This is a genomic window from Accumulibacter sp. (assembly GCF_029255145.1).
Lineage (GTDB): Bacteria > Pseudomonadota > Gammaproteobacteria > Burkholderiales > Rhodocyclaceae > Accumulibacter.
Genome location: NZ_JAPUVQ010000098.1, coordinates 23,770 through 49,408, shown reverse-complemented (window position 1 = coordinate 49,408; position 25,639 = coordinate 23,770). Strand labels below are relative to the sequence as shown.

The 25,639-nt window shown below is 63.2% G+C and carries 23 protein-coding genes; 13 read left to right on the top strand and 10 right to left on the bottom strand.

Translation table 11 applies throughout. From position 1 onward, the window contains the following. The first annotated feature begins 58 nt into the window (after positions 1 to 58). From Q1L50_RS10010 to secF, 11 genes are all read left to right on the top strand, one after another. Positions 59 to 1,102, top strand: a complete 1,044-nt coding sequence (locus Q1L50_RS10010) for a CoA ester lyase (protein WP_300338042.1) — start codon at positions 59 to 61, stop codon at positions 1,100 to 1,102. Between the two features lie 62 nt (positions 1,103 to 1,164). Next, on the top strand, positions 1,165 to 2,256 hold the full coding sequence (locus Q1L50_RS10005; protein WP_300338040.1) for a MaoC family dehydratase: 1,092 nt from the start codon (positions 1,165 to 1,167) through the stop codon (positions 2,254 to 2,256). A gap of 214 nt (positions 2,257 to 2,470) precedes the next feature. Next, entirely contained in the window at positions 2,471 to 3,067 is a 597-nt protein-coding gene (locus Q1L50_RS10000; RefSeq protein ID WP_300338039.1) for a 2-oxoacid:acceptor oxidoreductase family protein, read from the top strand. Beyond that, complete coding sequence (locus Q1L50_RS09995) at positions 3,060 to 4,313, top strand: transketolase C-terminal domain-containing protein (RefSeq protein WP_300338037.1); 1,254 nt, start codon at positions 3,060 to 3,062, stop codon at positions 4,311 to 4,313. The genes Q1L50_RS10000 and Q1L50_RS09995 overlap by 8 nt, the downstream gene beginning before the upstream one ends. Positions 4,314 to 4,324: 11 nt before the next feature. Beyond that, positions 4,325 to 5,338: a thiamine pyrophosphate-dependent enzyme gene (locus Q1L50_RS09990; RefSeq protein ID WP_300338035.1), complete on the top strand. Its 1,014-nt coding sequence runs from the start codon at positions 4,325 to 4,327 to the stop codon at positions 5,336 to 5,338. Next, entirely contained in the window at positions 5,338 to 6,960 is a 1,623-nt protein-coding gene (locus Q1L50_RS09985; protein ID WP_300338032.1) for an NAD(P)-binding protein, read from the top strand. Before Q1L50_RS09990 ends, Q1L50_RS09985 begins: the two co-directional genes overlap by 1 nt. 156 nt (positions 6,961 to 7,116) lie before the next feature. Next, positions 7,117 to 9,843, top strand: a complete 2,727-nt coding sequence (gene ppdK / locus Q1L50_RS09980) for a pyruvate, phosphate dikinase (protein ID WP_300338030.1) — start codon at positions 7,117 to 7,119, stop codon at positions 9,841 to 9,843. Positions 9,844 to 10,165: 322 nt separating this feature from the next. Next, positions 10,166 to 11,293 (top strand): tRNA guanosine(34) transglycosylase Tgt, encoded by a 1,128-nt coding sequence (gene tgt, locus Q1L50_RS09975; protein WP_300338029.1) that lies wholly within the window; start codon positions 10,166 to 10,168, stop codon positions 11,291 to 11,293. Positions 11,294 to 11,333: 40 nt separating this feature from the next. Further along, on the top strand, positions 11,334 to 11,660 hold the full coding sequence (yajC, locus tag Q1L50_RS09970; RefSeq protein ID WP_300338027.1) for a preprotein translocase subunit YajC: 327 nt from the start codon (positions 11,334 to 11,336) through the stop codon (positions 11,658 to 11,660). Between the two features lie 57 nt (positions 11,661 to 11,717). Further along, positions 11,718 to 13,598, top strand: a complete 1,881-nt coding sequence (secD, locus tag Q1L50_RS09965) for a protein translocase subunit SecD (protein WP_300338025.1) — start codon at positions 11,718 to 11,720, stop codon at positions 13,596 to 13,598. A 12-nt stretch (positions 13,599 to 13,610) separates the two neighbouring features. Next, on the top strand, positions 13,611 to 14,555 hold the full coding sequence (secF, locus tag Q1L50_RS09960) for a protein translocase subunit SecF (RefSeq protein ID WP_300338024.1): 945 nt from the start codon (positions 13,611 to 13,613) through the stop codon (positions 14,553 to 14,555). Between the two features lie 59 nt (positions 14,556 to 14,614). On the opposite strand, the gene Q1L50_RS09955 is transcribed toward secF, so the two are convergent. From Q1L50_RS09955 to purB, 3 genes are read right to left on the bottom strand one after another with little or no spacing between them, the layout of a single operon-like run. Beyond that, positions 14,615 to 14,935, bottom strand: a complete 321-nt coding sequence (locus Q1L50_RS09955) for a DUF2322 family protein (RefSeq protein ID WP_300338022.1) — start codon at positions 14,933 to 14,935, stop codon at positions 14,615 to 14,617. Between the two features lies 1 nt (position 14,936). Beyond that, positions 14,937 to 15,281: a hypothetical protein gene (locus tag Q1L50_RS09950; RefSeq protein WP_300338020.1), complete on the bottom strand. Its 345-nt coding sequence runs from the start codon at positions 15,279 to 15,281 to the stop codon at positions 14,937 to 14,939. Then, complete coding sequence (purB, locus tag Q1L50_RS09945) at positions 15,281 to 16,660, bottom strand: adenylosuccinate lyase (RefSeq protein ID WP_300338018.1); 1,380 nt, start codon at positions 16,658 to 16,660, stop codon at positions 15,281 to 15,283. Before purB ends, Q1L50_RS09950 begins: the two co-directional genes overlap by 1 nt. 124 nt (positions 16,661 to 16,784) lie before the next feature. On the opposite strand from purB, the gene Q1L50_RS09940 reads away from it, so the two are divergent. Continuing rightward, on the top strand, positions 16,785 to 17,393 hold the full coding sequence (locus Q1L50_RS09940; protein ID WP_300338016.1) for a glutathione S-transferase: 609 nt from the start codon (positions 16,785 to 16,787) through the stop codon (positions 17,391 to 17,393). Between the two features lie 68 nt (positions 17,394 to 17,461). On the opposite strand, the gene Q1L50_RS09935 is transcribed toward Q1L50_RS09940, so the two are convergent. Genes Q1L50_RS09935 through motA form a run of 3 tightly spaced genes read right to left on the bottom strand, consistent with a single transcriptional unit; the run spans position 17,462 to position 21,611 of the window. Further along, the gene (locus Q1L50_RS09935; protein WP_300338014.1) at positions 17,462 to 19,708 is read right to left on the bottom strand and encodes an alpha-amylase family glycosyl hydrolase; all 2,247 of its coding nucleotides are present in this window, start codon (positions 19,706 to 19,708) and stop codon (positions 17,462 to 17,464) included. A 56-nt stretch (positions 19,709 to 19,764) separates the two neighbouring features. Next, on the bottom strand, positions 19,765 to 20,727 hold the full coding sequence (gene motB / locus Q1L50_RS09930; RefSeq protein WP_300338012.1) for a flagellar motor protein MotB: 963 nt from the start codon (positions 20,725 to 20,727) through the stop codon (positions 19,765 to 19,767). A 26-nt stretch (positions 20,728 to 20,753) separates the two neighbouring features. After that, a complete protein-coding gene (gene motA / locus Q1L50_RS09925) occupies positions 20,754 to 21,611 on the bottom strand; it encodes a flagellar motor stator protein MotA (RefSeq protein ID WP_300338010.1) in 858 nt (285 codons plus the stop codon). Positions 21,612 to 21,910: 299 nt separating this feature from the next. Between motA and Q1L50_RS09920 the strand changes: the two genes are divergently transcribed. Then, a complete protein-coding gene (locus Q1L50_RS09920; protein ID WP_300338008.1) occupies positions 21,911 to 22,444 on the top strand; it encodes an NUDIX hydrolase in 534 nt (177 codons plus the stop codon). Here Q1L50_RS09920 and Q1L50_RS09915 read toward each other — a convergent pair. From Q1L50_RS09915 to ccoG, 4 genes are all read right to left on the bottom strand, one after another. Beyond that, the gene (locus Q1L50_RS09915) at positions 22,441 to 23,115 is read right to left on the bottom strand and encodes a TonB family protein (protein WP_300338006.1); all 675 of its coding nucleotides are present in this window, start codon (positions 23,113 to 23,115) and stop codon (positions 22,441 to 22,443) included. The two genes, Q1L50_RS09920 and Q1L50_RS09915, sit on opposite strands and share 4 nt — an antisense overlap. Positions 23,116 to 23,181: 66 nt before the next feature. Then, the gene (locus Q1L50_RS09910; RefSeq protein WP_300338004.1) at positions 23,182 to 23,322 is read right to left on the bottom strand and encodes a DUF3149 domain-containing protein; all 141 of its coding nucleotides are present in this window, start codon (positions 23,320 to 23,322) and stop codon (positions 23,182 to 23,184) included. 4 nt (positions 23,323 to 23,326) lie between these two features. Further along, positions 23,327 to 23,887 (bottom strand): FixH family protein, encoded by a 561-nt coding sequence (locus Q1L50_RS09905; protein ID WP_300338003.1) that lies wholly within the window; start codon positions 23,885 to 23,887, stop codon positions 23,327 to 23,329. Then, the gene (gene ccoG, locus Q1L50_RS09900) at positions 23,884 to 25,299 is read right to left on the bottom strand and encodes a cytochrome c oxidase accessory protein CcoG (protein ID WP_300338001.1); all 1,416 of its coding nucleotides are present in this window, start codon (positions 25,297 to 25,299) and stop codon (positions 23,884 to 23,886) included. Before ccoG ends, Q1L50_RS09905 begins: the two co-directional genes overlap by 4 nt. Positions 25,300 to 25,639 lie beyond the last annotated feature (340 nt).

The window sequence follows — 25,639 nt, the reverse complement described above, 5'->3', positions numbered from 1 at the left end:
CAAGCAGAGTTTCGCTGCCCGCCGAGCCAACCGCCGTTCTTTCACCAGGGAAAATGCCATGAAGCTACCCGTCCATTTCTACAAACCGCTCGCCATCGGCGCGCCACAGCCCCTGCGCGAACTGCCGGTGCGGCCGGAAAGGATGATTCATTTCTTTCCGCCGCACATCGACAAGATCCGCGCCAAGGCACCAGAGACGGCCACCAAATGCGACGTCATGTGCGGCAACCTGGAGGATGCCATCCCGATCGAAGCCAAGGACGCGGCACGTGCCGGATTCATCGAACTGCTAGCCGGGCACGATTTTGGCGATACCGGGATGTGGGTACGGATCAACGCCTTGAACAGCCCGTGGGTGCTCGACGACCTGACCGAGATCATCAAGCACGTCGGCAACAAACTTGACGTGATCATGATCCCGAAGGTCGAGGGGCCCTGGGACATTCACTTCGTCGATCAGTACGTTGCCCTGCTCGAAGCCAAATACGGCGTCCGCAAACCGATTCTGCTGCACGCCCTGCTCGAGACGGCGCAGGGAGTGACCAACGTCGAGGCGATCTGCGGCGCCAGTCCAAGGATGCACGGCCTGAGCCTCGGCCCGGCCGACCTGGCAGCGTCGCGTGGCATGAAGACCACCCGGGTGGGTGGCGGGCACCCCGGCTACGGTGTTCTGGTCGACGAGGAAGAAGGCAAGAGTCAGCGTGCGTTCTATCAACAGGATCTCTGGCATTACACCATCGCGCGCATGGTCGATGCCGCCGTCGCGCACGGCCTGCGCTCGTTCTACGGTCCGTTCGGCGACCTCAAGGACGAAGCCGCCTGCGAAGCGCAATTCCGCAACGCCTTCCTGATGGGCTGCTCGGGAGCCTGGTCGCTGGCGCCGAACCAGATCGCGATCGCCAAGCGCGTCTTCAGCCCCGACGTCAAGGAAGTGCTGTTTGCCAAGCGCATTCTTGAGGCGATGCCCGACGGCAGCGGCGTCGCGACGATCGACGGCAAGATGCAGGACGATGCCACCTGGAAACAGGCCCGGGTGATCGTCGATCTGGCACAGCTGGTCGCCCGACGCGATCCGGACCTGGCGGCCGCATATGGATTCTGACATGAGGACCTCGACATTGAGGATGTTGGCATGAACACCGAGCACCGCGAGGAGCAGCACCGATGAGCGAGAAGACCACCCAGGGCAACTTCTTCGAGGATTTTTGTATCGGGCAAACGATTGCCCATGCGACGCCGAGGACCGTTACCGAGGGCGATGTGGCCCTCTACACGGCGCTGACCGGTAGCCGCTTCGCGATGACCTCGGCCGACACCTTCGCCCACAGCCTCTCGTTCCGGCGTGCGCCGGTGGACAACCTGCTGGCGTTCAACATCGTCTTCGGCAAGACCGTTCCGGACATCTCGCTGAATGCCGTCGCCAACCTCGGCTACGCTGCAGGTCGCTTCGGGCACCGAGTCTATCCGGGCGACACACTCACCGCCGACTCGACGGTGATCGGCCTCAAGGAGAACCGCGATGGCCAGACCGGCATTGTCTATGTGCGCTCGCGCGGGGTCAATCAGCTCGGCCAGATTGCCCTCGAGTACTGCCGATGGGTGATGGTTCGCAAGCGTGATCCGGCGTCGCCGGCCCCGGAAACGGTCGTGCCAGAGCTGCCCGAGGCGATTGCCGCCAGCGATCTGGTCGTACCCGCAGGGATCCGCGTTGAACGCTACGACACGGCGCTTTCCGGCAGTCCCGACCTGTGGAACGACTATCGGGTTGGCGAACGGATCGATCACGTGGACGGGATGACCATCGAAGAGAGCGAGCACATGATGGCCACCCGCCTGTACCAGAACACGGCCCGGGTGCACTTCAACCAGCACGCCGAGAAGGACGGACGCTTTGGCCGCCGGATCGTCTACGGGGGTTACGTCATCAGCCTGGCCCGCGCACTGTCCTTCAACGGCCTGGCCAATGCCTTCAGCGTCGCGGCGATCAATGGTGGCCGGCATGTTTCGCCAGCGTTCGCTGGCGATACCGTCTACGCCTGGTCGGAAGTGATCGACACGCTGTCGCTGCCGGGCCGCAATGACCTGGGAGCACTGCGGGTGCGTACCGTGGCGACCAAGGACCGCCGCTGTGCCGACTTTCCCTACAAACTGGCCGATGGCCGCTACGACCCGAGTGTCCTGCTCGACTTCGACTATACGGTCTGGATGCCGAAGCGACCCGGCAGCGGCCGCTCCCCGACACCATCAGCGGCCTGAGCACCCGTACGCGCTGCAGGCCGGCGCACCTGCCCCGGCAGGAAAACCCACGGCCGCGCGTTTCCCGAACGGCCGGCGGTGCCGCCGGTTTCGCCAGGAAGATTGACTCCGCTGACCAGGACCGGCGTCATTGTTTTCAATGAACTCGAACTGAGCTATGCTGGCGAGCAAAAACGACAGCGATGTACAACCGAAGTTCAACAATGGAGGAATCATGTTCCAAGTCCGAATACATGGTCGCGGTGGCCAGGGTGTGGTCACCGCTGCCGAAATGTTGTCAATTGCTGCATTCGAGGAAGGTCGCCATGCACAGGCCTTTCCAAGCTTCGGATCGGAGCGCACCGGCGCCCCGGTGGTCGCCTTTTGCCGGATCGCGGACCAGGAGATCCGGCTGCGTGAACCGATCATGGAGCCCGATGCCCTGATCATTCAGGATCCGACCCTGCTGTTCCAGGTGGACGTCTTCTCGGGTCTGAAGAAAGGCGGCTACATCCTGATCAACACCAGCCGTAGCTTCACCGAACTGGGCCTCGGCGATTTCGTCCGTGATTGGCCGAAAGAGCGGCTGTGCACGGTCCCCGCCACCGACCTCAGCCGCAAGCACGTCGGCCGGCCAATGCCCAATGTCCCTTTGCTGGCCGGCTTTGCCGCCGCATCCGGAATCATCCGCCTGGAGTCGGTGATCAAGGCGATCAACGCCAAGTTCTCGGAGAAGATAGCCAGCAACAACATCGCCGCCGCCACCGAGGCCTATCAGTTCGTCATTGACGAGATCGCAGGGGCTAGTCACCAGGAGGCCGCACATGCTTAAACAGACAGAAGGTTCACACGCCGTTGCCGAGGCGGTCGGCCTTTGCCGACCCGAGGTCATTTGCGCCTATCCGATTTCGCCGCAGACGCACATCGTCGAAGGCCTCGGCGAAATGGTCAAGGCCGGGGAAGTCAAGGACTGCGAGTTCATCAACGTCGAATCCGAATTCGCGGCGATGAGCGTCGCCATCGGTTCGTCGGCAACCGGCGCCCGCACCTATACCGCCACCGCTTCGCAGGGCATTCTATTCATGTGCGAGGCGGTCTACAACGCTTCCGGCCTCGGTCTGCCGATCGTGATGACGGTCGCCAACCGCGCCATCGGCGCACCGATCAACATCTGGAACGACCACACCGATGCCCTCTCGCAACGCGACAGCGGCTGGATCCAGCTGTTCGCCGAAACCAACCAGGAAGCGCTCGATCTGCACATTCTGGCCTTCAAGCTGGCGGAGGAAGTGAGCCTGCCGGTGATGGTCTGCATGGACGGCTTCATCCTCACGCACGCTTACGAGCGCGTCGACGTACCAACCCAGGAGCAGGTCGACTCATTCCTGCCACCTTACGAACCACGGCAGGTGCTCGACCCCACGGATCCGGTATCGATCGGCGCGATGGTCGGGCCGGAGGCGTTCTCCGAAGTGCGCTACCTCGCGCACGCCAAGCAAATGCAGGCTCTGGAACTGATCCCCAAGTTGGCCGAGCAATTCAAGAAGACATTCGGTCGCGATTCGGGTGGTCTGACCCATTCCTATCTTACCGACGATGCAGACACAATCGTTGTCGCCATGGGTTCGATCCTGGGCACCATCAAGGATGTCGTCGACGAGATGCGCCAGGCTGGCGAAAAAATCGGCGTGCTGGGAATCATTTCCTACCGTCCGTTCCCGCTCGATAACGTCCGCGCGGCGCTGCAGAACGCCAAGCGGGTCGTCGTGCTCGAGAAGAGCCTGGCGGTCGGCATCGGCGGCGTCGTGTCCACCGATGTGCGGATGGCGATGTCGGGGCTGCAGCTCGAAGGACACACGGTAGTGGCTGGACTGGGTGGACGGGCGATTACCATGAAATCGCTGCACGCGCTGTTTGCCAAGGCCGTCCGCGGAGAACTCGATCGCCTGACCTTTCTCGATCTCGACTGGGAGGTGGTCAACAAGCAACTCGAACGCGAGCGTAGGACGCGCCGCTCGGGTCCGGCAGCGGAAAGCATGCTGCGCGACGTCGGCGTCATTGCCGCCCGAATCGGCTGAGGAGAAACCCCATGAGCTTCCAACCCGTTCATTTCTATCAGACCGGCACCTTCACTGTCGGCAACCGCCTGCTGGCAGCCGAAGAGCGCAGTGTCCAGGCCAACATGGAACGTACCAATTCACTCAACTCGGGGCACCGCGCGTGCCAGGGCTGCGGTGAAGCGCTTGGCGCACGGTACGCCATCGACGCGGCAATGAAAGCCGCCAGTGGTCGCCTGATCGCGGCCAACGCCACCGGTTGCCTTGAAGTATTTTCGACGCCCTACCCGGAAACGTCGTGGCAAATCCCCTGGATTCACTCGCTGTTCGGTAATACCGCTGCCGTGGCCACCGGCATCGCGGCGGCGATCAAGGTGAAAAGGCACAAGGGCCAGATGGGCGACGTTCGCGTCGTCGCTCAGGGCGGCGACGGCGGCACGACCGACATCGGCTTCGGCTGCCTGTCGGGAATGTTCGAGCGCAATGACGATGTCCTGTATATCTGTTACGACAACGGTGGCTACATGAACACCGGTGTGCAACGCAGTTCGGCGACGCCGCCGGCAGCGCGAACGGCGACCACCATGCCGGTCGGCCCAGAGCCCGGAAACGCCTTCGGCCAGGGCAAGTTCGTCCCGGCGATTGCCATGGCACACGAGATTCCTTACGTCGCGACGGCCACCGTCGCCGACCTCCGTGATCTCGAATACAAGGTCACCAAGGCCATGGGCATGCGCGGCGCACGCTACATCCACATTCTCGTCCCCTGTCCGCTGGGCTGGGGTGCGGCCTCGGAAGACACCATCCTGCTCGCGCGTCTGGCCAAGGAAACCGGCATTTTCCCGGTTTTCGAGGCGGAGAACGGTGAGCTCACCGACGTGCTGAAGATTCGCCGGAAGCAGCCAGTCGAAGCGTACCTTAAGCGGCAGAAGCGCTACGCGCACCTGTTCGGCAAGAAGCCGGCAGTCGAAACGATCGCCCGCCTGCAAGCGGCGGCAGACAAGAACATTCGCAAGTACGGACTGCTCGACCAGGAGGCGAACTGATGGAAAAACCCTTTGCCATTACCCTAGACCCCGGCTCATCGCTGGCCAACCACACTGGCTCGTGGCGTACCTCGCGACCGGTCTATGTTGACCGCCTGCCGCCCTGCAACAAGCAGTGCCCTGCCGGCGAAGACATCCAGGGCTGGCTTTTTCATGCCGAATCGGGTGACTACGAAAGCGCCTGGCGGCACCTGACCCGCGACAATCCGTTCCCGGCGATCATGGGGCGGGTCTGCTACCACACCTGCGAAGGCGCCTGCAACCGTGGCCAGATCGACGAGGCGGTGGGAATCAATTCGGTCGAGCATTTTCTCGGAGACGAGGCTCTAAAGCGCGGCTGGAAGCTCACCCCACCGGCCAGCGAATCCGGCAAGAGCGTGCTCGTCGTCGGTGCCGGCCCGTCCGGCATGTCGGCCGCCTACCACCTGCGCCGGCAGGGTCACCAGGTCACGGTGTACGAGGCGGGGCCGATGCTCGGCGGCATGATGCGCTTCGGCATCCCCAAGTACCGCCTGCCGCGCGACGTGCTCGAAGCAGAAATGCAGCGAGTCGTCGAGCTCGGCGTCACGGTGAAGCTGAACAGCAAGGTCGACAACATTCTGACGACCATGCAGGACGGCAAGTTCGACGCCGCCTTCCTGGCCGTTGGCGCGCACATCGGCAAACGGGCGAGAATCCCGGCTGGCGACGCGGCGAAGATCATCGACGCGATTTCGCTGCTGCGCAGCATGGAGGGTGAAGAAAAGCCGATGCTCGGCCGCCGCGTCGTCGTCTATGGCGGCGGCAACACGGCCATCGACGTCGCGCGCACCGCCAAGCGCATGGGCGCCGAACCGTTGATCGTCTATCGCCGCACGCGTGAAAAGATGCCGGCGCACGACTTCGAGATGGAGGAGGCGATTCAGGAAGGGATCATGGTCAAGTGGCTGTCGACCATTACCCAGGCGGACGAATCGTCATTGACCATTGAAAAGATGGCCCTTGACGACAAGGGTTTCCCGCAGCCGACCGGCGAATTCGAGACCATCGAGGCCGACTCGCTGGTGCTGGCGCTGGGACAGGACGTCGATCTCGGACTGCTGCAGGGCGTTCCCGGCCTGGAAGTGCGCGATGGCGTGGTTCAGGTCGCGGCGAACATGATGACCGGCCATCCGGGCATCTTTGCCGGTGGCGACATGGTCCCCGCCGAGCGCAACGTCACCGTCGGCATTGGCCACGGCAAGCAGGCGGCGAGGCATATCGACGCCTGGCTGCGTGGCGAAAAGCACGTGCCGGCGCCGCAACACGAAGTGGCGGTCTTCGAGAAGCTGAACACCTGGTACTACGCCGATGCGCCCAAGACGGTACGGCCGATGCTGGACATCATTCGTCGTCAGTCGACCTTCGACGAAGTCCAGGGCGGGCTCGACGAGAGCACCGCGCTGTTCGAGGCTCGCCGCTGCCTTTCGTGTGGCAACTGCTTCGAATGCGACAACTGCTACGGCGTCTGCCCGGACAACGCGGTGATCAAGCTCGGCCCCGGCAAGCGCTTTGCCTTCAACTATGACTATTGCAAGGGCTGCGGAATGTGCGTAGCCGAATGTCCCTGCGGTGCGATCAAGATGGAGGCGGAAGAGATCTGATCGCTGCTGCACCCGCCTCGCTCCTGACCGGCTTCCCGGCCAGGAGCACCGATACTCCGTGACCCGGCGCAGTCTGCCCGGGTTGCCCAATCTGGGGGTCCTTCGTGCGTTTTCGCTCGCAGAGCCTTTCCTTGTTCCCTTACCCACGAGGTATTTATGTCAAACGAAACAAAGAACGTCTACGTATTTGGCGCCAGCAGAACCGACGGCGACGCCACCATGAAGAACCTGCTCGGAGGCAAGGGCGCCAACCTGGCCGAGATGTGCCGCCTGGGAATCGTCGTGCCACCGGGTCTGACGATCAGCACCGAAGTCTGCACCGTCTACACCAGGGAGGGCCAGGACGCCGTACTCAAGCTGATCGAAGCGGAAGTGCGCCAGAGTGTCGCTTTCATCGAACAGGAGATGGGCAAGAAATTCGGTGACTCGAGCGACCCGCTGCTGCTGTCGGTGCGCTCGGGTTCGCGGGCTTCGATGCCGGGAATGATGGACACCATCCTGAATCTCGGGCTCAACGACGACGCCGTTGCCGGGCTGGCTCGCAAGACCGGGAACGAACGCTTTGCCTGGGACTCGTACCGCCGTTTCGTGCAGATGTACGGCGACGTGGTGATGGGCCTCAAGCCGGCATCGAAGCAGGAGCACGACCCCTTCGAGGTGGTGATCGATATGCTCAAGGAGAAGAAGGGCGTCGAACTCGACACCCAGCTTGACACTGCCGACCTGAAGGAACTGGTGCAACGTTTCAAGGGGCTGATTCGTGCGCGCGTCGGCCGCGAGTTTCCGACCGATCCGTGGGAACAGCTGTGGGGTTCGGTGATGGCCGTTTTCCAGAGCTGGAACAACGACCGCGCGCAGGTGTACCGCGAATTGAACGACATCCCGGACGAGTGGGGAACGGCGGTTAACGTCCAGGCGATGGTCTTTGGCAACCTTGGCGACAACAGCGCTACCGGCGTCGCCTTCACCCGCGACGCGGGCACCGGTGAAGACCTGTTCAACGGCGAATTCCTGGTCAATGCCCAGGGTGAGGACGTCGTTGCCGGCACCCGCACGCCGCAACAGATCACCCTCGAGGGTTCGCGCCGCTGGGCGCAGCTGGCGCTGGTCAGCGAAGAAGACCGCCGCGCCCGCTTCCCGTCGCTCGAAGAGCTGATGCCGGGAATCTACGCGCAGCTGCTGGAAGCCGAGACGAAACTCGAACAGCATTACAAGGACATGCAGGACGTCGAGTTCACCATCCAGGAAGGCCGCCTGTGGATGCTCCAGACGCGTAGCGGCAAGCGTACCGGCGCGGCGATGGTGCGGATCGCCATGGAAATGCTGCGCCAGGGAATGATCGAAGAAAAAGAGGCTCTGCGGCGAGTCGGTCCGGATCGCCTGAACGAACTCCTGCACCCGGTCTTCGACCCGGCGGCGATCAAGAAAGCACGTTCGATTGCCCACGGACTGCCGGCTTCGCCGGGCGCCGCGACCGGCCAGATCGTGTTCTTCGCCGACGAAGCCGAAGAATGGGTCAGAAAAGGCAAGGCCGTGATCCTGGTCCGTCAGGAGACCTCGCCCGAGGATCTGCGCGGGATGAGCGTCGCGACAGGAATCCTGACCGCCCGCGGCGGCATGACCTCGCACGCGGCGGTGGTCGCGCGTGGCATGGGCAAGTGCTGCATTTCCGGCGCTGGCGCGGTACGCGTCGATTACCACGCGCGCACCATGTCGGTCGGCGAGACGGTCTACCAGGAAGGCGACTGGATTTCGCTCGACGGCTCGACCGGCGAAGTCTATGAGGGGCAAGTGCCGACCAAGGAGGCGGAACTCACCGGCGACTTCGGCGCGCTGATGGACCTCACCGACAAGTACAAGCGTTTGGGGATTCGCGCCAACGCCGACACCCCGGACGATGCCAAGGTCGCGCGCAACTTCGGCGCCAAGGGCATTGGCCTGTGCCGCACCGAGCACATGTTCTTCGAAGGCGACCGGATCAAGGCGGTCCGCGAAATGATCCTGGCCGAAGATGAAGCCGGTCGCCGCAGGGCGCTGGCCAAGCTGCTGCCGATGCAGCGCGGCGACTTCGAGGGTCTGTTCCGCGAGATGAGCGGGCTGGCGGTGACCATCCGCCTGCTCGACCCGCCACTGCACGAGTTCGTCCCGCACGACGAAGCCAACCAGAAGATCATGGCGCACGAAATGGGCGTGCCGCTGGGGGTGATCAAGATGCGCGTCGATGACCTGCACGAGTTCAACCCGATGATGGGCCACCGTGGCTGCCGCCTCGGCATCACCTACCCGGAAATCACCGAGATGCAGACGCGCGCGATCATCGAGGCCGGCCTCAACATGAAAGCCAAGGGGATCGACGTCAAGGCCGAGATCATGGTTCCCCTGGTCGGGACGGTACGCGAGTTCAACGCTCAGGCGCGGGTCATCCGCAAGACCGCCGCCGCCGTCTTCGCGGAACGCGGTGAAAAGCTCGACTACCTGCTCGGGACGATGATCGAAACGCCGCGCGCCGCCCTGATCGCCGACAGCATCGGCCAGCAGGCCGAGTTTTTCTCGTTCGGCACCAACGACCTGACGCAGATGGCGATGGGTTTTTCACGCGACGACGCCGGCAAGTTCCTGCCCAGCTACCTGAAGGACGGCATGTACGAGAACGATCCGTTCCAGTCGATCGACCAGAAGGGTGTTGGCCTGCTGGTTCAGATGGCCGTCGAGAAAGGCCGATCCGTTCGTCCGGGCATCAAGCTGGGCGTGTGTGGTGAGCATGGTGGCGACCCCGCTTCGATCGCGTTCTTCCATCGCACCGGCCTCGACTACGTCAGTTGCTCGCCATTTCGGGTGCCGATCGCCCGTCTGGCAGCTGCGCAAGCGGCCCTCGACAGCTGAGCGCAAGACAGACACGGCAGCTGAAGACGCCACCTTCGTTCCCGGTTCGCTCCTGCGCAGCAACACCGCCAAGGAAGTCCGGGAGCGAACAACGTCTGCTCTGTCGGCTGCGCCGGGCGCCAGGGCCCCTGGCGATCGGCAACCTGAGACACCGCCGGGCTTCCCGGCGGTGTTTTCATTTGCTGCGGACACTCCCGTCAGCGGCTGCAACCCCGAACCAACGTTGTGCGCGTCCGTGCCAATTCCTGGGCGAGTGGTTCGCCTTTTTCAGATTCGCGGCGGCAGCTGCCGCCGACTATTTCGCCCTGGTTCCCATCGACCAATGAACTTCGAACTACTCGCCAGCGACGGCGCCGCCCGGCGCGGCCGCCTCCACCTCGCCCACGGCATCGTCGACACGCCGGCCTTCATGCCGATTGGCACCTACGCCACGGTCAAGGCGATGACTCCGCGCGACCTGATAGAAAGCGGCGCGCAAATCTGTCTCGGAAACACCTTCCACCTCTGGCTGCGGCCCGGCCTTGAGGTCATCGCCGCGCATCGCGGGCTGCATCGCTTCATGTCCTGGAGCGGCCCGATCCTCACCGACTCCGGGGGCTTCCAGGTGTTTTCGCTCGGTGCCTTGCGCAAGATCAGCGAAGAGGGTGTCACCTTCCGCTCACCGATCAACGGTGATCGCCTTTTCCTGACCCCTGAAGAGTCGATGCGCATCCAGCTGGTGCTCGATTCGGACATCGTGATGATCCTTGACGAATGTACGCCCTACCCTGCCAGCCACGCCGAGGCCGCTGCCTCGATGCGCCTGTCGCTGCGCTGGGCGCAGCGCTCGCGCGCGATGCACGACCAACTCGTCAATCCCAACGCCCTGTTCGGCATCGTCCAGGGTGGGATGTACGAAGACCTGCGTGACGAATCTCTGGCGGGCCTCGCCGAGATCGGTTTCGACGGCTTCGCGATCGGCGGGCTCTCGGTCGGCGAGCCCAAGGAAGACATGGCAAGAATCCTCGCGCACACCGCACCGCGCCTGCCGCGAGACAAGCCGCGCTATCTGATGGGCGTCGGCACCCCCGAAGATCTGGTACGCGCGGTGGTCGCCGGTATCGACATGTTCGACTGCGTCCTGCCGACGCGCAACGCGCGCAACGGCCACTTCTTTACGCGTCACGGCGACATCCGGATCAGGAATGCCAAGCACAAGGCAGACCCGCAGCCACTCGACGCCACTTGCGCCTGCTACACCTGCCGGAACTTCTCGCGCGCTTACCTGCACCACCTGCACCGCGTCGGCGAGATTCTCGGCGCCCAGCTCGGCACCCTGCACAACCTGCACTACTACCAGGAGCTGATGCGCGAACTGCGCGCGGCGATAGCCGCCGGCACGCTGATCAGCACCGTGAGCAGCTTCCACAAGGCACGTCAGTCGTCAATAGCCGCGGTGATGGTGCTATAATTTTCGGTTTAATTTAACCCTTCTGCCTTAGGAGACCGATGTGCTGATCAGCACCGCCCACGCTCAAACGGCTGCTGCCGCCGACCCGACTGGTGGTTTCATGCAGCTACTGCCGATCATTCTGATGTTTGTCGTCCTCTATTTCCTGATGATTCGGCCGCAGATGAAGCGCGCCAAGGAGCACAAGGCGCTGATCGAGGCCCTGGCCAAGGGCGATGAAGTCGTCACTGGCGGCGGCATCGCCGGCCGCATTTCGCGTGTAAGCGACAACTTCATCGCGCTCGAGATCGCTGACGCCGTCGAAATCCAGGTTCAAAAGCAGGCTGTCACGCTACTGCTGCCAAAAGGCACCCTGAAGGCCCTCTAACCACCTGCCGGACGCCTGCCTTCGGGTGGCGTCCGCGTCCTATGGCCGCAAGCATCCATGAATCGCTATCCGCTCTGGAAGTACGTCCTCGTCGCCGTTGCAGTGCTGTTCGGCCTGGTGTACACCCTGCCAAACTTCTTCGGCGAATCGCCTGCGGTGCAGGTTTCCAGCGCCAAGGCGACGCTGAAGATCGATGCCCAGACCCGCGACCGCGTCGCCAGCACCCTGCAAGCGGCCGGCATTGAAAATAGCGGCATCTTTCTCGACAGCAACGGGGTCAAGGTTCGCCTGCTGAGCACCGATAGCCAGTTGCACGCCAAGGAGGTCATCGAGAAGCAGTTCAACCCGGACGCCAGCGACCCGCAGTACGTCATCGCGCTGAATCTGCTGTCAAGCTCGCCACAATGGCTGACCAGCCTGCATGCCCTGCCGATGTATCTCGGACTCGACCTGCGCGGCGGCGTGCACTTCCTGCTGCAGGTGGACATGCCCGGGGCGCTGACCAAGCGCCTGGACTCGATCGGTGCCGACCTGCGCAGCCTGCTCCGCGACAAGAACGTCCGCCACTCCGGCATTACCCGCGAGGGCGAGCGGGTCCTGATTCGCTTCCGCGATACCGAGGCGCGCAACAAGGGACGCCTGGCGATCGAGGACAACCTGCCCGATCTGCTGCTGGCCGACCAGGGCGAAGGCGACGACCTCAAGCTGGTCGCGACGCTGAAGCCGGCTGCGATCAAGCGAATCCAGGAATTCGCCATCAAGCAGAACATCACGACGCTCAACAACCGGATCAACGAACTCGGTGTCGCCGAGCCGGTAATCGCCCAGCAGGGTGCCGATCGCATCGTCGTGCAGCTGCCCGGCGTGCAGGACACGGCGAAGGCCAAGGACATCCTCGGTCGCACCGCGACGCTCGAAATCCGGATGGTAGACGAGACTCCGGGCGCGGTTGAAGCCGCGCTCGCCGGCCAGATACCCTTCGGCAGCGAGCTCTACGTCGAACGCGGCGGCCGGCCGCTGCTGGTCAAGAAACAGGTCGTCCTGACCGGCGACCGGCTGACCGACGCGCAGCCGGGTTTCGACAACCAGACCAACGAGGCCGCCGTGCACCTGACGCTCGACTCGCCCGGCGCGCGCATCTTCAAGGACATCACGCGCGACAACGTCGGCAAGCGGATGGCCATCGTGCTGATCGAGAAAGGCAAGGGCGAAGTGGTCACGGCCCCCGTCATTCGCGCCGAGATCGGCGGCGGTCGCGTCCAGATCAGCGGCCGGATGAGCACTACCGAAGCCAACGACACGGCGCTGCTGCTGCGCGCCGGTTCGCTGGCAGCGCCGATGGAGATCATCGAGGAGCGAACGATCGGCCCGAGCCTCGGCGCCGAGAACATCACCAAGGGTTTCCACTCGACGATGTGGGGTTTTACCGCCATCGCCGCCTTCATGATCGCCTACTACATGCTCTTCGGCCTGGTGTCGGTGATCGCCCTGGCGTGCAACCTGCTGTTTCTGGTGGCGCTGCTGTCCTTGTTGCAGGCCACCCTGACCTTGCCGGGAATCGCCGCCATCGCCCTGACGCTGGGCATGGCGATCGACGCCAACGTGCTGATCAACGAGCGCATCCGCGAGGAACTGCGCAATGGATCGACACCGCAGGCGGCCATCCACACCGGTTACGAACGAGCCTTCGGGACCATTCTCGATTCCAACATCACGACCCTGATTGCCGGCATCGCCCTGCTGATCTTCGGCTCCGGCCCGGTGCGCGGCTTTGCCGTGGTGCACTGTCTCGGAATCATGACGTCACTGTTCTCGGCGGTGGTCGTCTCGCGCGCGCTGATCAATCTGATCTACGGCCGTCGCCGCAAGGTCGAATCGCTGGCCATCGGCCAGATCTGGAAGCCGGCGGCTGACACCGGTACGGCCGCGGTCAAATAGGAAAGCGCCACGATGGAATTCTTCCGCATCAGAAAAGATATCCCGTTCATGCGTTATGCCCTGGTGTTCAACGTGATATCGCTGCTCACCTTCCTGCTGGCGGTGCTGTTCCTGTTCAGCCGCGGGCTGCATCTGTCGGTCGAGTTCACCGGCGGGACGCTGATCGAACTCCACTACGCGCAAGCGGCGGACATGGAGAAGGTCAGGACCGGACTTGACAAGGCGGGCTTCACCGACGTCTCGGTCCAGCGTTTCGGCTCCAGCCGCGACGTGCTGGTCCGCCTGCCGCTCAAGGCCGAGCAGAACACCGCCCAGATCGGCGAATCGGTGATCCAGGCACTAGACGCCGAAGCTCCGGGGGCCACCCTGCGCCGGGTAGAGTTCGTTGGCCCGCAGGTTGGCAAGGAACTGGCCGAAAACGGCGCCATGGCGCTATTGGTGGTGATCATCGGCATCGTCCTCTATCTGGCATTTCGTTTCGAGTGGCGCTTTTCGGTGTCGGCGATCATCGCCAATCTGCATGACGTGATCATCATTCTCGGCTTCTTCGCATTCTTCCAGTGGGAATTCTCGCTGTCGGTGCTGGCGGCGGTGCTCGCCGTCCTCGGCTACTCGGTCAACGAATCGGTCGTCGTTTTCGACCGCGTGCGCGAGACCTTCAAGAAGACCCGCGGCCTGGGCACCTCGGAGGTGCTCGATCACGCGATCACCAGCACCATCTCGCGCACCATCATCACGCACGGATCGACGCAGATGATGGTGCTCTCGATGCTGGTCTTCGGCGGCGAGACGCTGTACTACTTCGCGCTGGCGCTGACCATCGGCATCTGCTTTGGAATCTACTCGTCGGTGCTGGTGGCGAGTCCGCTGGTGATGTGGCTAGGCGTCTCGCGCGAACAGTTCGTCAGGCCGAAGAAGCAGATCCCGGGCGCCAATGAGGATGGCGCCGTGGTCTAGTCGAGCCTTGCCTCCAGAGGGGCTCATCCAGGAACCCGCGGCGCCATGGGTACCCGCGGTCAAACGTTAAAGACGTGCTTGGTGCGTAGCGTCTTGCGGTCTTCGACAAGCAGCAGCAAGCGATCGATATTGGCATGTTTGCCGGGATTCGCGCGCGCATCGTCGGTGTGCTCGGCGAACATCTCCAGGCCTTTTCTGGCCGCTTCGGGAGTAATCGCCCCGTAGGTCTGTGCCAGGTGGTTGTAGACCGCCAGTGAGCCCTGGCCACCTGCCCGGTTCTCGATCGTCGCCAGCACCTCGCCGGCGGCATCGAGCAGCTTGATTGCCGCGATGTGCGATACGCCCGGCAGTTTTTTCAAATTCTCGGCAAACTGTGCCATGTCAGCCCTTTCGACTCCGGATCACGCCGAGAACGACCCCGCTGGTGATACCTGCCGCGATGATCGCCAGCACCGAGCTCCAAGCAGTTTGTTCCGGGCCGACGGCCGAAGACCAGGCGGCCGTGAGCAGACCGCCGGCCAGCAAACCGAACAGGCCGCCGAGAAATGCGCCGCGGCCGGTGGCGCCGCGCCGCCCGTCTTCGCCGCAGCAGTACGGGCAATAGAGAGAGCCGCCGGGTAGCTCTCGCTCGCAGCCTCCGCAAACGATCACCTCGGGCGCGCCGCCCGCTGTCGTCTGCGCCGGCGCCTGCGAAACATTTCCTGAGATACTTCCTTCGTCGCGCATCATATCCTCCGCGCCAGTTCGGCCGCCTTGCCGGTGTAGGTCGATGGCGTCAGCTCGAGCAGTTCGGCCCTGGCCGCTGCCGGGATGTCCAGCGATTCGACAAAATCCTTCATCGCCTGCTGCGAGATCCGTTTGCCACGCGTCAGTTCCTTGAGCTTCTCGTAGGGATTGGCGACGCCATGGCGACGCATCACCGTCTGCACGGGCTCGGCAAGCAACTCCCAATTGGCGTCCAGGTCGGCGTGCAGGCGCACCGGATCGGCTTCAAGCTTGCCCAGGCCGCGCAGCAGTGAATCGTAGGCAAGGAGCGTGTACCCGAGCGCCACGCCCATGTTGCGCAATACCGTCGAGTCGGTCAGGTCACGCTGCCAGCGCGAGATCGGCAACTTCTCGGCGAGATGGCGAAGCAGCGCATTGGCCAGGCCAAGGTTGCCCTCGGAGTTCTCGAAGTCGATCGGATTGACCTTGTGCGGCATCGTCGAGGAACCGATCTCGCCGTCCTTCAGCTTCTGTCTGAAGAAGCCCAGCGAGATATACGCCCAGAGGTCGCGGTTCAGGTCGACCAGAATCAGATTGGCCCGAGCGAAGGCATCGAACAGCTCCGCGATGGCGTCGTGCGGCTCGATCTGGATGGTATAGGGGTTGAACTCCAGGCCAAGCGATTCGACGAAACGCCGCGCCAGGCTCTCCCAGTCAAAGCCGGGATAAGCGGCCAGGTGGGCGTTGTAGTTGCCGACCGCGCCGTTGATCTTGCCGAGCAGGCTCACCCGAGCGATTGCCGAACGAGCACGACCGAGGCGGTAGGCGACGTTGGCTATTTCCTTGCCGAGCGTCGTCGGCGTCGCCGGTTGGCCGTGCGTACGCGACATCATCGGCAGCTCGGCGAACTCGTGCGCCAGTGCTCTGAGATGGTCGACGAGGCGATCCAAGGTCGGCAACATCGTCTCGTCGCGCGCCGTCTTCAGCATCAGCGCGTGCGCCAGATTGTTGATGTCCTCCGAAGTGCACGCGAAGTGAATGAACTCGGCAACGCGCATCACTTCAGCGTTCCCCGCCAGACGCTTGCGAATCCAGTACTCCAGCGCTTTGACGTCGTGATTGGTCACCGCTTCGATCTCTTTCACCTCGCCGGCCTGCGGTGGATCGAAATTGGCGACCAAAGCGTCGAGCTCGCGCAGCGTGCCAGGCGAAAACGCCGGAATTTCGGCAAAATGCGGCTCGGCGGCGAGCGCCTTCAGCCACTCGATCTCGACCTGCAAGCGACGCCGGATCAGTCCATACTCTGAAAATTGCGGTCGCAGCGCGTCCAGCTTGCCGGCGTAGCGACCGTCGAGCGGTGACAGGGACATGAGCGCAGAAACGGGCGAAGAAACGGGCATACCGGGGATCCTTGCGGCTGAGGCAGAGTAGCCCGCTATTTTACCCTGTCCGCGGGTGGCGCCCGTAAGTCGAATGCGGTGGCAATGCTATAATTGGGCGCAAATATTTACGCTCGGGAAACGAATGAAGCTCATCGGATCACTGACCAGTCCCTACGTTCGCAAGGCGCGTGTAGTTCTCGCCGAGAAGAAAATCGATTACGAGTTCGAAGTAGACTCGCCATGGACGCCGGAAACGCAGGTGTCCAACATCAATCCGCTGGGCAAGATCCCGGTTCTGGTTCTTGACGACAATACCGCTCTGTTCGACTCGCGGGTGATTGTCGAATACCTGGACAATGTGGCCCCCAACAACAAGCTGATGCCTGGCCCGAATCGCGAGCGTATGGAAATCAAGCGCTGGGAGGCGCTGGCCGACGGCGTCTGCGACGCAGCCGCACTGACCTTCCTCGAAAGGAAGCGCCCCGCCGCACAACAGGGGACCGACTGGATCGGCCGCCAGATAGAGAAGATCGACCGCAGCCTGGAGTTCATGTCGGGCGAACTGGGCGACGGCAACTGGTGCATGGGGACGCATTTCTCGCTCGCCGATGTCGCTGTCGGCTGCGCTCTGGGCTATCTTGTTTTCCGCTTTCCCGAAATCGCCTGGCAGGAAAAACATCCCAACCTGGCGCGCCTGTACGGCAAGCTGATGAGCCGCCCTGCCTTCGCCGACACCATGCCGCAGGGCTGAGCGACTGCGCGCGACGAGAAGGGCGAGCAGCCCCACCAGTACCGGGCAACTCGCCAGCCGCCCTGCGGTCAGTTGTTGTCGCTGATCAGGATGGCCATCGAACGACCAGCGACGCTGACCGCATCGCCGGCATCCGGGCAAGCCTTCTGCCACCTGTCCGATCGACACAGGTCCTGACCACGGCCCAGCCAGGAACGCGCCAGAATCTTCCAGTTACCGCGTGACCAGTCACGCAGATTGTCGACGGTGAACGGCTCCCAACGCTCGTTGTAAATCACCATCAGGTCCGGCTCGCCGGTCTTGCCCCACCAGATGACGGCGACTTGCGATGGCTCGCCACTGGCCGGCCCTTCCCACACGTAGGTAAATCCGCCGTCGTTGATCGGCCCAGCCCGGTCGTCGGTGGCTGCCTGCACGTAGCGCGCGAAGTCGCTGCGGCGAAAATGACTCCACTGCTTGCGCAGGCTGATCAACCCGCGAGTCCACTCGAACAGCTCGTTACCATAGCGGGGGCCCGTCGGCGACGCACTGTTGTCGCCGTCCTTGAGGCGCCAATCGATCCAGTTCACCCGATTCACGGCCGGGTTGCCGGTGCTGGACTCGTAGTTGTAGCTGTTTCGCGCGCCTTCCTGCGAAACGGCGCCGGCCTTCGAGCGACCGAACTCGTCGCCCTGCAGGATCACTGGCACCCCCTGCGAAGTCAGGAGGATGCCGAGCAGCAGCTTTTCACGCTGGCGGCGCAGGTCTTCATCCTGATTGCTGTCCCAGCAGTTCTGCGAACCGTCGGAATCGTTGAACCAGGTGCAGTCGCGCAGTGTGTAGCCGTCGTGCACGGCGACCAGGTTGACCGATCGCCACGGCCGGCTCGACGCCGCGGCCCCATCGCCGTCGCTTACCGAACCGCGGCCTTCGATCAATTGCTTGAAGGCCGCCGGATCCTTCAGACCGGACTGCGAGAAACGACGGACCTTGTCCCGGTAGCGGCCCAACCACTTGGCCCAGCGGTTGTTGTCGGCGTCCCAGCCGTTGCTGTCCATGAAGTCCCACCACTGCCCACCGAGATCCCAGGGCTCGGCGTGCAGATGCGCGGCGGCAAAACGCGGGTCGTTGTCCACCCAGTCGGCGGCGTCGGCCGAACCCTCGGCAAGAATCCGCGCCAGGTCGAAGCGGAAGCCGTCGATACCATAGAGCTGATGCCACATCGCCAGCGAGTCGCCGACCAACCGCTTGCTGTAGCGCTGGCCACCGGAGAAATCGAGATCGTTGCCGGTACCGGTATTGTTCATGAAATGAGCCTGGTCCGGCGCCGCACGGTACACCCGTTCGGCCGCCAGGCACATCAGGTTGAAGCACTTGGCGGCCAGGCGGCCATCAGCGACCCAGGGGCCCTGCTCGCCGGTGTGGTTATAGACCACGTCCATGAACACCGCGATGCCGCGCCGGTGCAAGGCGCTGACCAGCTGCTTGAGTTCGACCACCTGCTGGCCCGGACGAGACGCGTAACGCGCTTCCGGAGCAAAGAAGTTGGTCGTCATGTAGCCCCAATGGTTGAGGCGGTCCGCTTCGTTGCCGGTCTGTTCGTCGTACTCCATGACCGGCATCAGTTCGACCGCATTGATCCCCAGTTCGACCAGATGGTCGATCCCGGCAGCCAGGCCACCAGGCGTTCTGAGACCGCCGCGGGCGAGCCCAAGGTAGGTCCCGCGCCGGTCCGCCGGCAGCCCATCGAGAGTCGCCGTGTAGTCCTGGACGTGCAGTTCATAGACGATCAGATCTTCGGGTGCAATCCGCACGTGCCCGGGCAGGCGGTCGCGCGAATGGTCGTAGACGACGCTCTTGCCTCCGCCGGCGTAGACCGTGGTTTGCATGTCGGCGAATGGAAGGGCGTCGAAAAATGCGTCGTACTTGACATTCTCGGTGCGAAACGCATAGGGATCGTTAAGCACATACTCAGGATTGAACAACGCGCCGTAGGGGCGTTCCGGCGAGACCTCGCGTGGACCGCTGGCCGCATACATGTAGAACAGCCCATGGCCGACACCGGCACCGCGAACCCTGACCTTCCAGTCGTCGCCCGAACGTATCATCGGCACCCGCTGCTTCGGCGTGCGTGCGCGAGGGTCCCGATAGAGCAACAGGTCGACACCCGTTGCCGCCGGCGCATAGACGACAAAGTCCACCCACTTGTCGGCGCCGAGATGCGCCCCGTAGCGGGTTTCCTGGCTGATCGCCAACTCCTGTGCCCCAACAAGGGCGGTGCTTGCCATGAACAGGGCAAGGGCCAGCAAGCCACCATGGAAGTCACGCTGCTTCATTTGACGATTCCTCCTGCACCATTGATACGCCCACCAAGGCTCGCGGCAAGCCAGCCCTAGGGCTTGCGGCCGGTCGGCGGGGTCGGCGCCAGCGCCTGCGCATCGACTCCCTGGCCACCGACCTCGACCGCATCCGCCTTGCCATCTTCCAGCAGCAACGACTCCTCGGCGCGCCTGTTGAGAACGACGATGCTGATCCGGCGGTTGATCGAGCTGAGCGGATCGTTCTTGTCGAACAACACCGTAGACGCCAGGCCGACGACACGCAGCACCTTGTGTTCGTCCATGCCTCCTATAATCAGCTCTCGCCGCGAAGCATTGGCGCGGTTTGCGGAAAGTTCCCAGTTCGAGAAGCCCTTGTCGCCGCCGCCGAATTGCGCCGCGTCGGTATGTCCCGACAGGCTCAACTTGTTCGGAACGGCATTCAGCGCCTTGCCGATCTCGTGCAGAATGACTCGTGTATACGGCTTCAGTTCGGCACTGCTGGTATCGAACATCGGCCGGTTCTGCTCGTCGACAATCTGGATCCGCAAACCCTCACTGGTGATATCGATCAACAACTGGCTCGTGAACTGCTTGAGCGCCGGGTTGCTTTCAATCAGCTTCTCGATATTCTGCTTGAGCTCGCCAAGCACCACCTTCTCGCGTTCTTCGAACGCCTTGCGCGCCGCCTCGGCGTTGGTCTCCTTGAGGTTGACGGTCTTGCTCCTGGCTTCGGTATCACCGCCCTTGACCTGCCCGGCCGAGCGTGTCAAGTCCTTGCCTCCGCCTTTCAGAACACTCGAACTGTCGCCGGTCCCCGAACCGCCTTGCGAGGCGATCTTCAGCGGGTTCTGGAAGTAATCGGCGATCCCTTTCAGGTCACCGCTGGCCGTCGAGCCGAGCAGCCACATCAGCAGGAAAAAGGCCATCATCGCCGTGACGAAGTCGGCGTAGGCGATCTTCCACGCGCCGCCGTGGTGGCCGCCGGCCACCTTCTTGATGCGCTTGATGACTATCGGGCGTACGTCTTCGCTCATTCAGCCACTCCCGTCGGCCGCGTGGCCTACTTGCCCTTGCGGTTCTTGAGTTCCTCCTCAAGCTCGCCAAAAGTCGGGCGAACGCCAGAGACGAGCGTCTTGCGGCCGAACTCGACCGCCACCTGCGGTGCATAACCGGACATCGACGCCAGCAGCACGACCTTGATCACCTGGTAGATCTTTGAACCCTCCTGCGCCTTCTGTTCGAGCAGGCTGGCGACCGGAGAAACAAAGCCGTAGGCAATGAGGATCCCGAGGAAGGTGCCGACCAGCGCCCCGCCGATCATCTTGCCGAGCACCGCCGGCGGCTCGCCGACCGAGCCCATGACGTTGACCACGCCCATCACGGCGACGATGATACCGAACGCAGGAACCGCGTCAGCGACCTTGGAAACGACGTGGCCCGGGCTTTCCACCTCATGATGGTGGGTCTCGATTTCAATATCCATCAGGTTCTCGATCTCGATCGCATTGAGGTTGCCGCCGACCATCATGCGCAGATAGTCGGTAATGAACTCCATCACGTGGTGGTCCTTGGCAAGCGCCGGATACTTGCCGAAGATCGGGCTGTCGTGCGGGTTTTCGACATCGTTCTCGATCGACATCAGGCCCTCCTTGCGCACCTTGGCCAGCACCTCGAAGAGCATCGCCAGGAGATCGACATAAAGAACCTTGGTAAACTTCGAGCCCTTGAAGATCCCCGGCAGAGCGCCGACGGTCGACTTGATGATCTTCAGATCGTTGCTGGCGACAAAGCCGCCGATCGTCAAACCGACGATCGCAATATATTCAAGCGGCACCCACAGCGCCGCCAGGCTGCCGTGAACCGCGTAGGTTCCCAGCGCCGAAGCCAGAATAATTATGTACCCGACAATCAGAAACATCCGGCTCCCCTGGTAGTTGCGCGCTCTGCGAACCTTGTTGACCGAGCGCTGTCGTTGCTGCGCATTGTAGCCAGATTGCGCCCCGCCGACACGACGCAGGACCAGAAGTGGACCTTCTGCAAGACCAGGCGTCGCTTTTTCGCCGCCGACGGCGGTCCTCTTGTCGCGCGCCGGCCGACCGCGACGCTGCCAGAGCGGCAACCATCGCCGAGGAGCACGCCGGCCGGGGGGCCCTGCTGGCGACCGGAATCGTTTACACTTGGCGGGTCGGCAAACAGCCAGCCCAGGGATTTCCAGGAATGAATTTCTGCAGTGAATGCGGCGGACAACTCAGGCTTCTGATTCCTGAAGGTGACAACCTGCCACGTCACGTCTGCCAGCATTGCGGGACGATCCACTATCAGAACCCCAAGCTGGTGGTCGGCTGCGTCGCCGAGTGGCACGATCAGATCCTGCTCTGCCGGCGCTCGATCGCGCCGCGCTACGGCAGGTGGACGCTACCCGCCGGGTTCATGGAAAACGGCGAGACCACGGCGCAGGCGGCCGAGCGCGAAACGCTCGAAGAAGCGTGCGCCCGTGTCGAACTCGGCCCGCTGTTCTCGTTGGTCAACATTCCGCACATCCATCAGGTCCATCTGTTCTACCGTGCCCGACTGCTCGATTCAGGCTTTGCCGCCGGCCTGGAAACACTGGAAACCGCGCTCTTCTCCGAACCGGCGGTGCCGTGGCAGGAGCTTGCCTTCCAGAGCGTCACCCTGTGCCTGCAAGCCTACTTTGCCGATCGCCGGGCCGGTCGCTTCCTGCTTCATGAGGAAGCGTTGCAGCCGCGCTAGCGATCCTTGTCGACCGCGAATTCGATCGGCAGCACGACACGGAAACTGCGGCCGAGAAGGCTCTCCGGCAGAGCGGCCGTCAGCGCTGCCTGTTCGATGATCCACAGCGCCTGCTCATCCAATACCGCGCGACCGCTCGAACGCAGCAGCGAAAGCGTCGGCGCGGGAAGCCCCGCGCTGACGCTCACCGCGACCTCGACAGTGCCTCCCCAGCCACGCTCGCTCGCCAATGACGGGTAGTGCTTGTAGCGGCGAGCGGCAATCGCCAGCGCCACGCGGTACTGGCGCAAGCCGTCTGGGCTGAGGGCTTCCCCAGCGGCGCCGGCCTGGACCGCCGGCTTGACGGCGACCGACGGCGGCGAGGCAGCGGGAGCCAATGCGGCAGGAGCGACGGCTGCCCGATCAGCCTTGCTGTCGCGCACCGCGAGCCGCGGGCGCCCCCGCCGCGGCTTCTCGGCCGGTGTGGTCTTCGCTGGCTGCGTCGCGCTGCTCGCCAGCGGAGCCACCGGCAGTCCCGCCCGATCCGGAATATTGAGCCGCGCCTCAATCGACGCCGCAGCCGTTACCAGGCGCGGCGGCAAGTCCTGGCTGACCGTCAGCAGCAAGCCGGCATGGACCAGAACGGACGCCAGCACCGCCAGCAGCAGGCGGCGACTTAGCGCATTGGACATCGCCGTCCGCACGCGCAGCCGTAGCGGAGCGCGACCAGCCCGACGACGAGCGGTGTCGTTAGCCTCCTATTTTCTGGCTTTCCTTTCATCCTCACGCATCTTCTTGCTGAAGAAATACGGAAAACCGACTGACATACCGAGTATGACGACGATCACGACCACGCTGAACAATCCGTAGTCCGTTGAGAACAGCAGATCCCAGGCCATGCAATTAGCTCCCCTTGTTGGTTGGTGGCTTTCCCCGCTCGGTCGACGCTGGCCCTGGCGATGGCGTCAGGCTTAGCGCCGGCTGCTTGTCGGTCTCCCAGTCGCCCGCCAGAAGCCACACGTGCTGGTCGTCCTCGAGGGTGATCCGCCAACGACCGCGCAGCGGTGCCAACGCGCCCACATAGACGCCACCGCCCTCGGCGCGCAAGACGACGCTCTGATCGGAACCCGCCCGCGTCGGGTGCGTAATCCGCAAGAAGAGCGCCGCAGGCAGCGGCGTGCCCTCTGCGGCACGTAACAGAACCCGAATTCGATCAGCCGCACCGCCGACGACCAGCTCGGCGCCAATTCCCAGCTCGGCGGCGCGTTGATCCCGCTCGGTGCGCCGGTTGATTTCCAGGCCCTGTTTGTAGTAATCGTCTTCGACCAGGCCGTCATTGCTGATGACCGCCAGATAAGCAGTGACCAAGCCGGCGACGACGACTGTCCCCGGACCCAGCATCAGCAGCCAGGGCCAGGGCTCGCGGTACCACGGCTTGTCACTCGAATTCAACCGAAGGTTCATGGCAGGAAGAAACTCGCTTTCTCGCGAACCGAGATCTGGTCTTGATCCTCGGAACGGACTTCGAAGTGGATCGGGTGCGAACCCTTCTTGTTGCTTCCTGGCTCGACGCGCGCCGACAGGGCAACGGTCTTGGAAGAGGCCGCCGGGATCTCCACCCGCCGCGCGCCGACAATATCGATCCCTTCCAGGCCGCTGACGCCGATCGAATAGCGGTGCGCGATCTCGTCGGTATTCGAGATGTGCAGGCTGAACACATTCTCGATGCGCCCATCGCTGGCCTCGCGTGACAGCGTCGAGCGGTCGCGCAGGACATCGAGCTTCAGCGGCACACGGTTGCCAAGGCTCCACGCGCCGGCCAGAATGATCGCCAGCAGGATCCCGGAGTAGAGCAGCGTTCTGAAACGCAACAAATGCGCCAGGATCTCGCGCGCCGTGTAGTGTTTGGCCAGGGCGTTTTCGGTCGAGTAGCGAATCAGGCCGCGCGGCGAACCAACCTTGTCCATCACCTGATCGCAGGCATCGATGCACGCGGCGCAGGCGATGCATTCGAGTTGCAGGCCGTTGCGAATGTCGATACCGGTCGGACAGACCTGCACACAAATGCTGCAGTCGACGCAGTCCCCGAGTGGCGCGGCGTCGGCGCCGGACTTCTTCTTCCGCAAACCCCGCGGCTCGCCACGCTCGGGGTCGTAGCTGATGATCAAGGTATCCGGGTCGAACATCACCCCCTGGAATCGCGCGTACGGACACATGTACTTGCAGACCTGCTCGCGCAGGAAACCGGCCATCATGTACAGGAAGGCGGCGTAGAAAAAAACCCAGAACGCTTCCCAGGGGCCGATTCGGAAAGACGCCATCTCGCTGAGCAATTCCTTGATCGGCGTGAAATAGCCGACGAAGGTGATTCCTGTCCACAGCGCCACCACCAGCCAGAGCGAATGCTTGATCAACTTGAGCCGGAACTTGCGCGGGTTCATCGCTTGCGCGTCGAGTTTTATGCGTGCCGGGCGTTCGCCCTCGATCTTGCGTTCGATCCACATCAGGATCTCGGTATACACGGTCTGCGGACACGCGTAGCCACAGAACAGGCGCCCACCGACGGCGGTCACCAGGAATAGTCCATAGGCGGAAATCACCAGCAGAATCGCCAGATAGATCACGTCCTGCGGCCAGAAAACCATGCCGAAAATATAGAACTTGCGTTCGGCGATGTGAAAGAGAACCGCCTGTCGGCCGTTCCACTGGAACCAGCACAGGCCATAGAACAAGGCCTGCGTAACGAACACCATCGTCCAGCGCCAGTTGTTGAACAGCCCGGTCACGGTACGCGCATGAACGGTCTTGTGTTTCTCGTACAAGCCATCGATGTTGATGGGAATGGCCCTGCCCTTGCTGCCGGCCCCTTCAGTCATCATCCGAGATCCGATCTATTTTAGAATTCAACCAAACTCTAATATTACATCGTGCGGCGGAGATCGCCTTGATGTGCATCAGGCCGTCGCTCAAGCACGGCGCACGGTCCACGCCGGTCGACCTCGACCTTCGCGCTTCCGGCGACCTTGCCCGACCGGAGCAAACCGGCGACGAGCGCCCCGAACGCGTATTCCCGGCGCCGGTGAAAGCGCGGGAGTCGCGAAACCGCCAGGTCGCACGGCCGCGCCTGGGGCGGCAGGCTGGCGCGCCGGCAGCAAACGCGGGTCGGGATCGTACGCCAGGCGCCGGCGTGGCAGCGAAGCAACGCCGGCAGCCCCT

Coding starts and splice junctions, on each gene's coding strand:
- Q1L50_RS10010 (WP_300338042.1), top strand. CDS start 59: ATGAAGCTACCCGTCCATTTCTACAAACCGCTCGCCATCGGCGCGCCA.
- Q1L50_RS10005 (WP_300338040.1), top strand. CDS start 1,165: ATGAGCGAGAAGACCACCCAGGGCAACTTCTTCGAGGATTTTTGTATC.
- Q1L50_RS10000 (WP_300338039.1), top strand. CDS start 2,471: ATGTTCCAAGTCCGAATACATGGTCGCGGTGGCCAGGGTGTGGTCACC.
- Q1L50_RS09995 (WP_300338037.1), top strand. CDS start 3,060: ATGCTTAAACAGACAGAAGGTTCACACGCCGTTGCCGAGGCGGTCGGC.
- Q1L50_RS09990 (WP_300338035.1), top strand. CDS start 4,325: ATGAGCTTCCAACCCGTTCATTTCTATCAGACCGGCACCTTCACTGTC.
- Q1L50_RS09985 (WP_300338032.1), top strand. CDS start 5,338: ATGGAAAAACCCTTTGCCATTACCCTAGACCCCGGCTCATCGCTGGCC.
- ppdK (WP_300338030.1), top strand. CDS start 7,117: ATGTCAAACGAAACAAAGAACGTCTACGTATTTGGCGCCAGCAGAACC.
- tgt (WP_300338029.1), top strand. CDS start 10,166: ATGAACTTCGAACTACTCGCCAGCGACGGCGCCGCCCGGCGCGGCCGC.
- secD (WP_300338025.1), top strand. CDS start 11,718: ATGAATCGCTATCCGCTCTGGAAGTACGTCCTCGTCGCCGTTGCAGTG.
- secF (WP_300338024.1), top strand. CDS start 13,611: ATGGAATTCTTCCGCATCAGAAAAGATATCCCGTTCATGCGTTATGCC.
- Q1L50_RS09955 (WP_300338022.1), bottom strand. CDS start 14,935: ATGGCACAGTTTGCCGAGAATTTGAAAAAACTGCCGGGCGTATCGCAC.
- Q1L50_RS09950 (WP_300338020.1), bottom strand. CDS start 15,281: ATGCGCGACGAAGGAAGTATCTCAGGAAATGTTTCGCAGGCGCCGGCG.
- purB (WP_300338018.1), bottom strand. CDS start 16,660: ATGCCCGTTTCTTCGCCCGTTTCTGCGCTCATGTCCCTGTCACCGCTC.
- Q1L50_RS09940 (WP_300338016.1), top strand. CDS start 16,785: ATGAAGCTCATCGGATCACTGACCAGTCCCTACGTTCGCAAGGCGCGT.
- Q1L50_RS09935 (WP_300338014.1), bottom strand. CDS start 19,708: ATGAAGCAGCGTGACTTCCATGGTGGCTTGCTGGCCCTTGCCCTGTTC.
- motB (WP_300338012.1), bottom strand. CDS start 20,727: ATGAGCGAAGACGTACGCCCGATAGTCATCAAGCGCATCAAGAAGGTG.
- motA (WP_300338010.1), bottom strand. CDS start 21,611: ATGTTTCTGATTGTCGGGTACATAATTATTCTGGCTTCGGCGCTGGGA.
- Q1L50_RS09920 (WP_300338008.1), top strand. CDS start 21,911: ATGAATTTCTGCAGTGAATGCGGCGGACAACTCAGGCTTCTGATTCCT.
- Q1L50_RS09915 (WP_300338006.1), bottom strand. CDS start 23,115: ATGTCCAATGCGCTAAGTCGCCGCCTGCTGCTGGCGGTGCTGGCGTCC.
- Q1L50_RS09910 (WP_300338004.1), bottom strand. CDS start 23,322: ATGGCCTGGGATCTGCTGTTCTCAACGGACTACGGATTGTTCAGCGTG.
- Q1L50_RS09905 (WP_300338003.1), bottom strand. CDS start 23,887: ATGAACCTTCGGTTGAATTCGAGTGACAAGCCGTGGTACCGCGAGCCC.
- ccoG (WP_300338001.1), bottom strand. CDS start 25,299: ATGACTGAAGGGGCCGGCAGCAAGGGCAGGGCCATTCCCATCAACATC.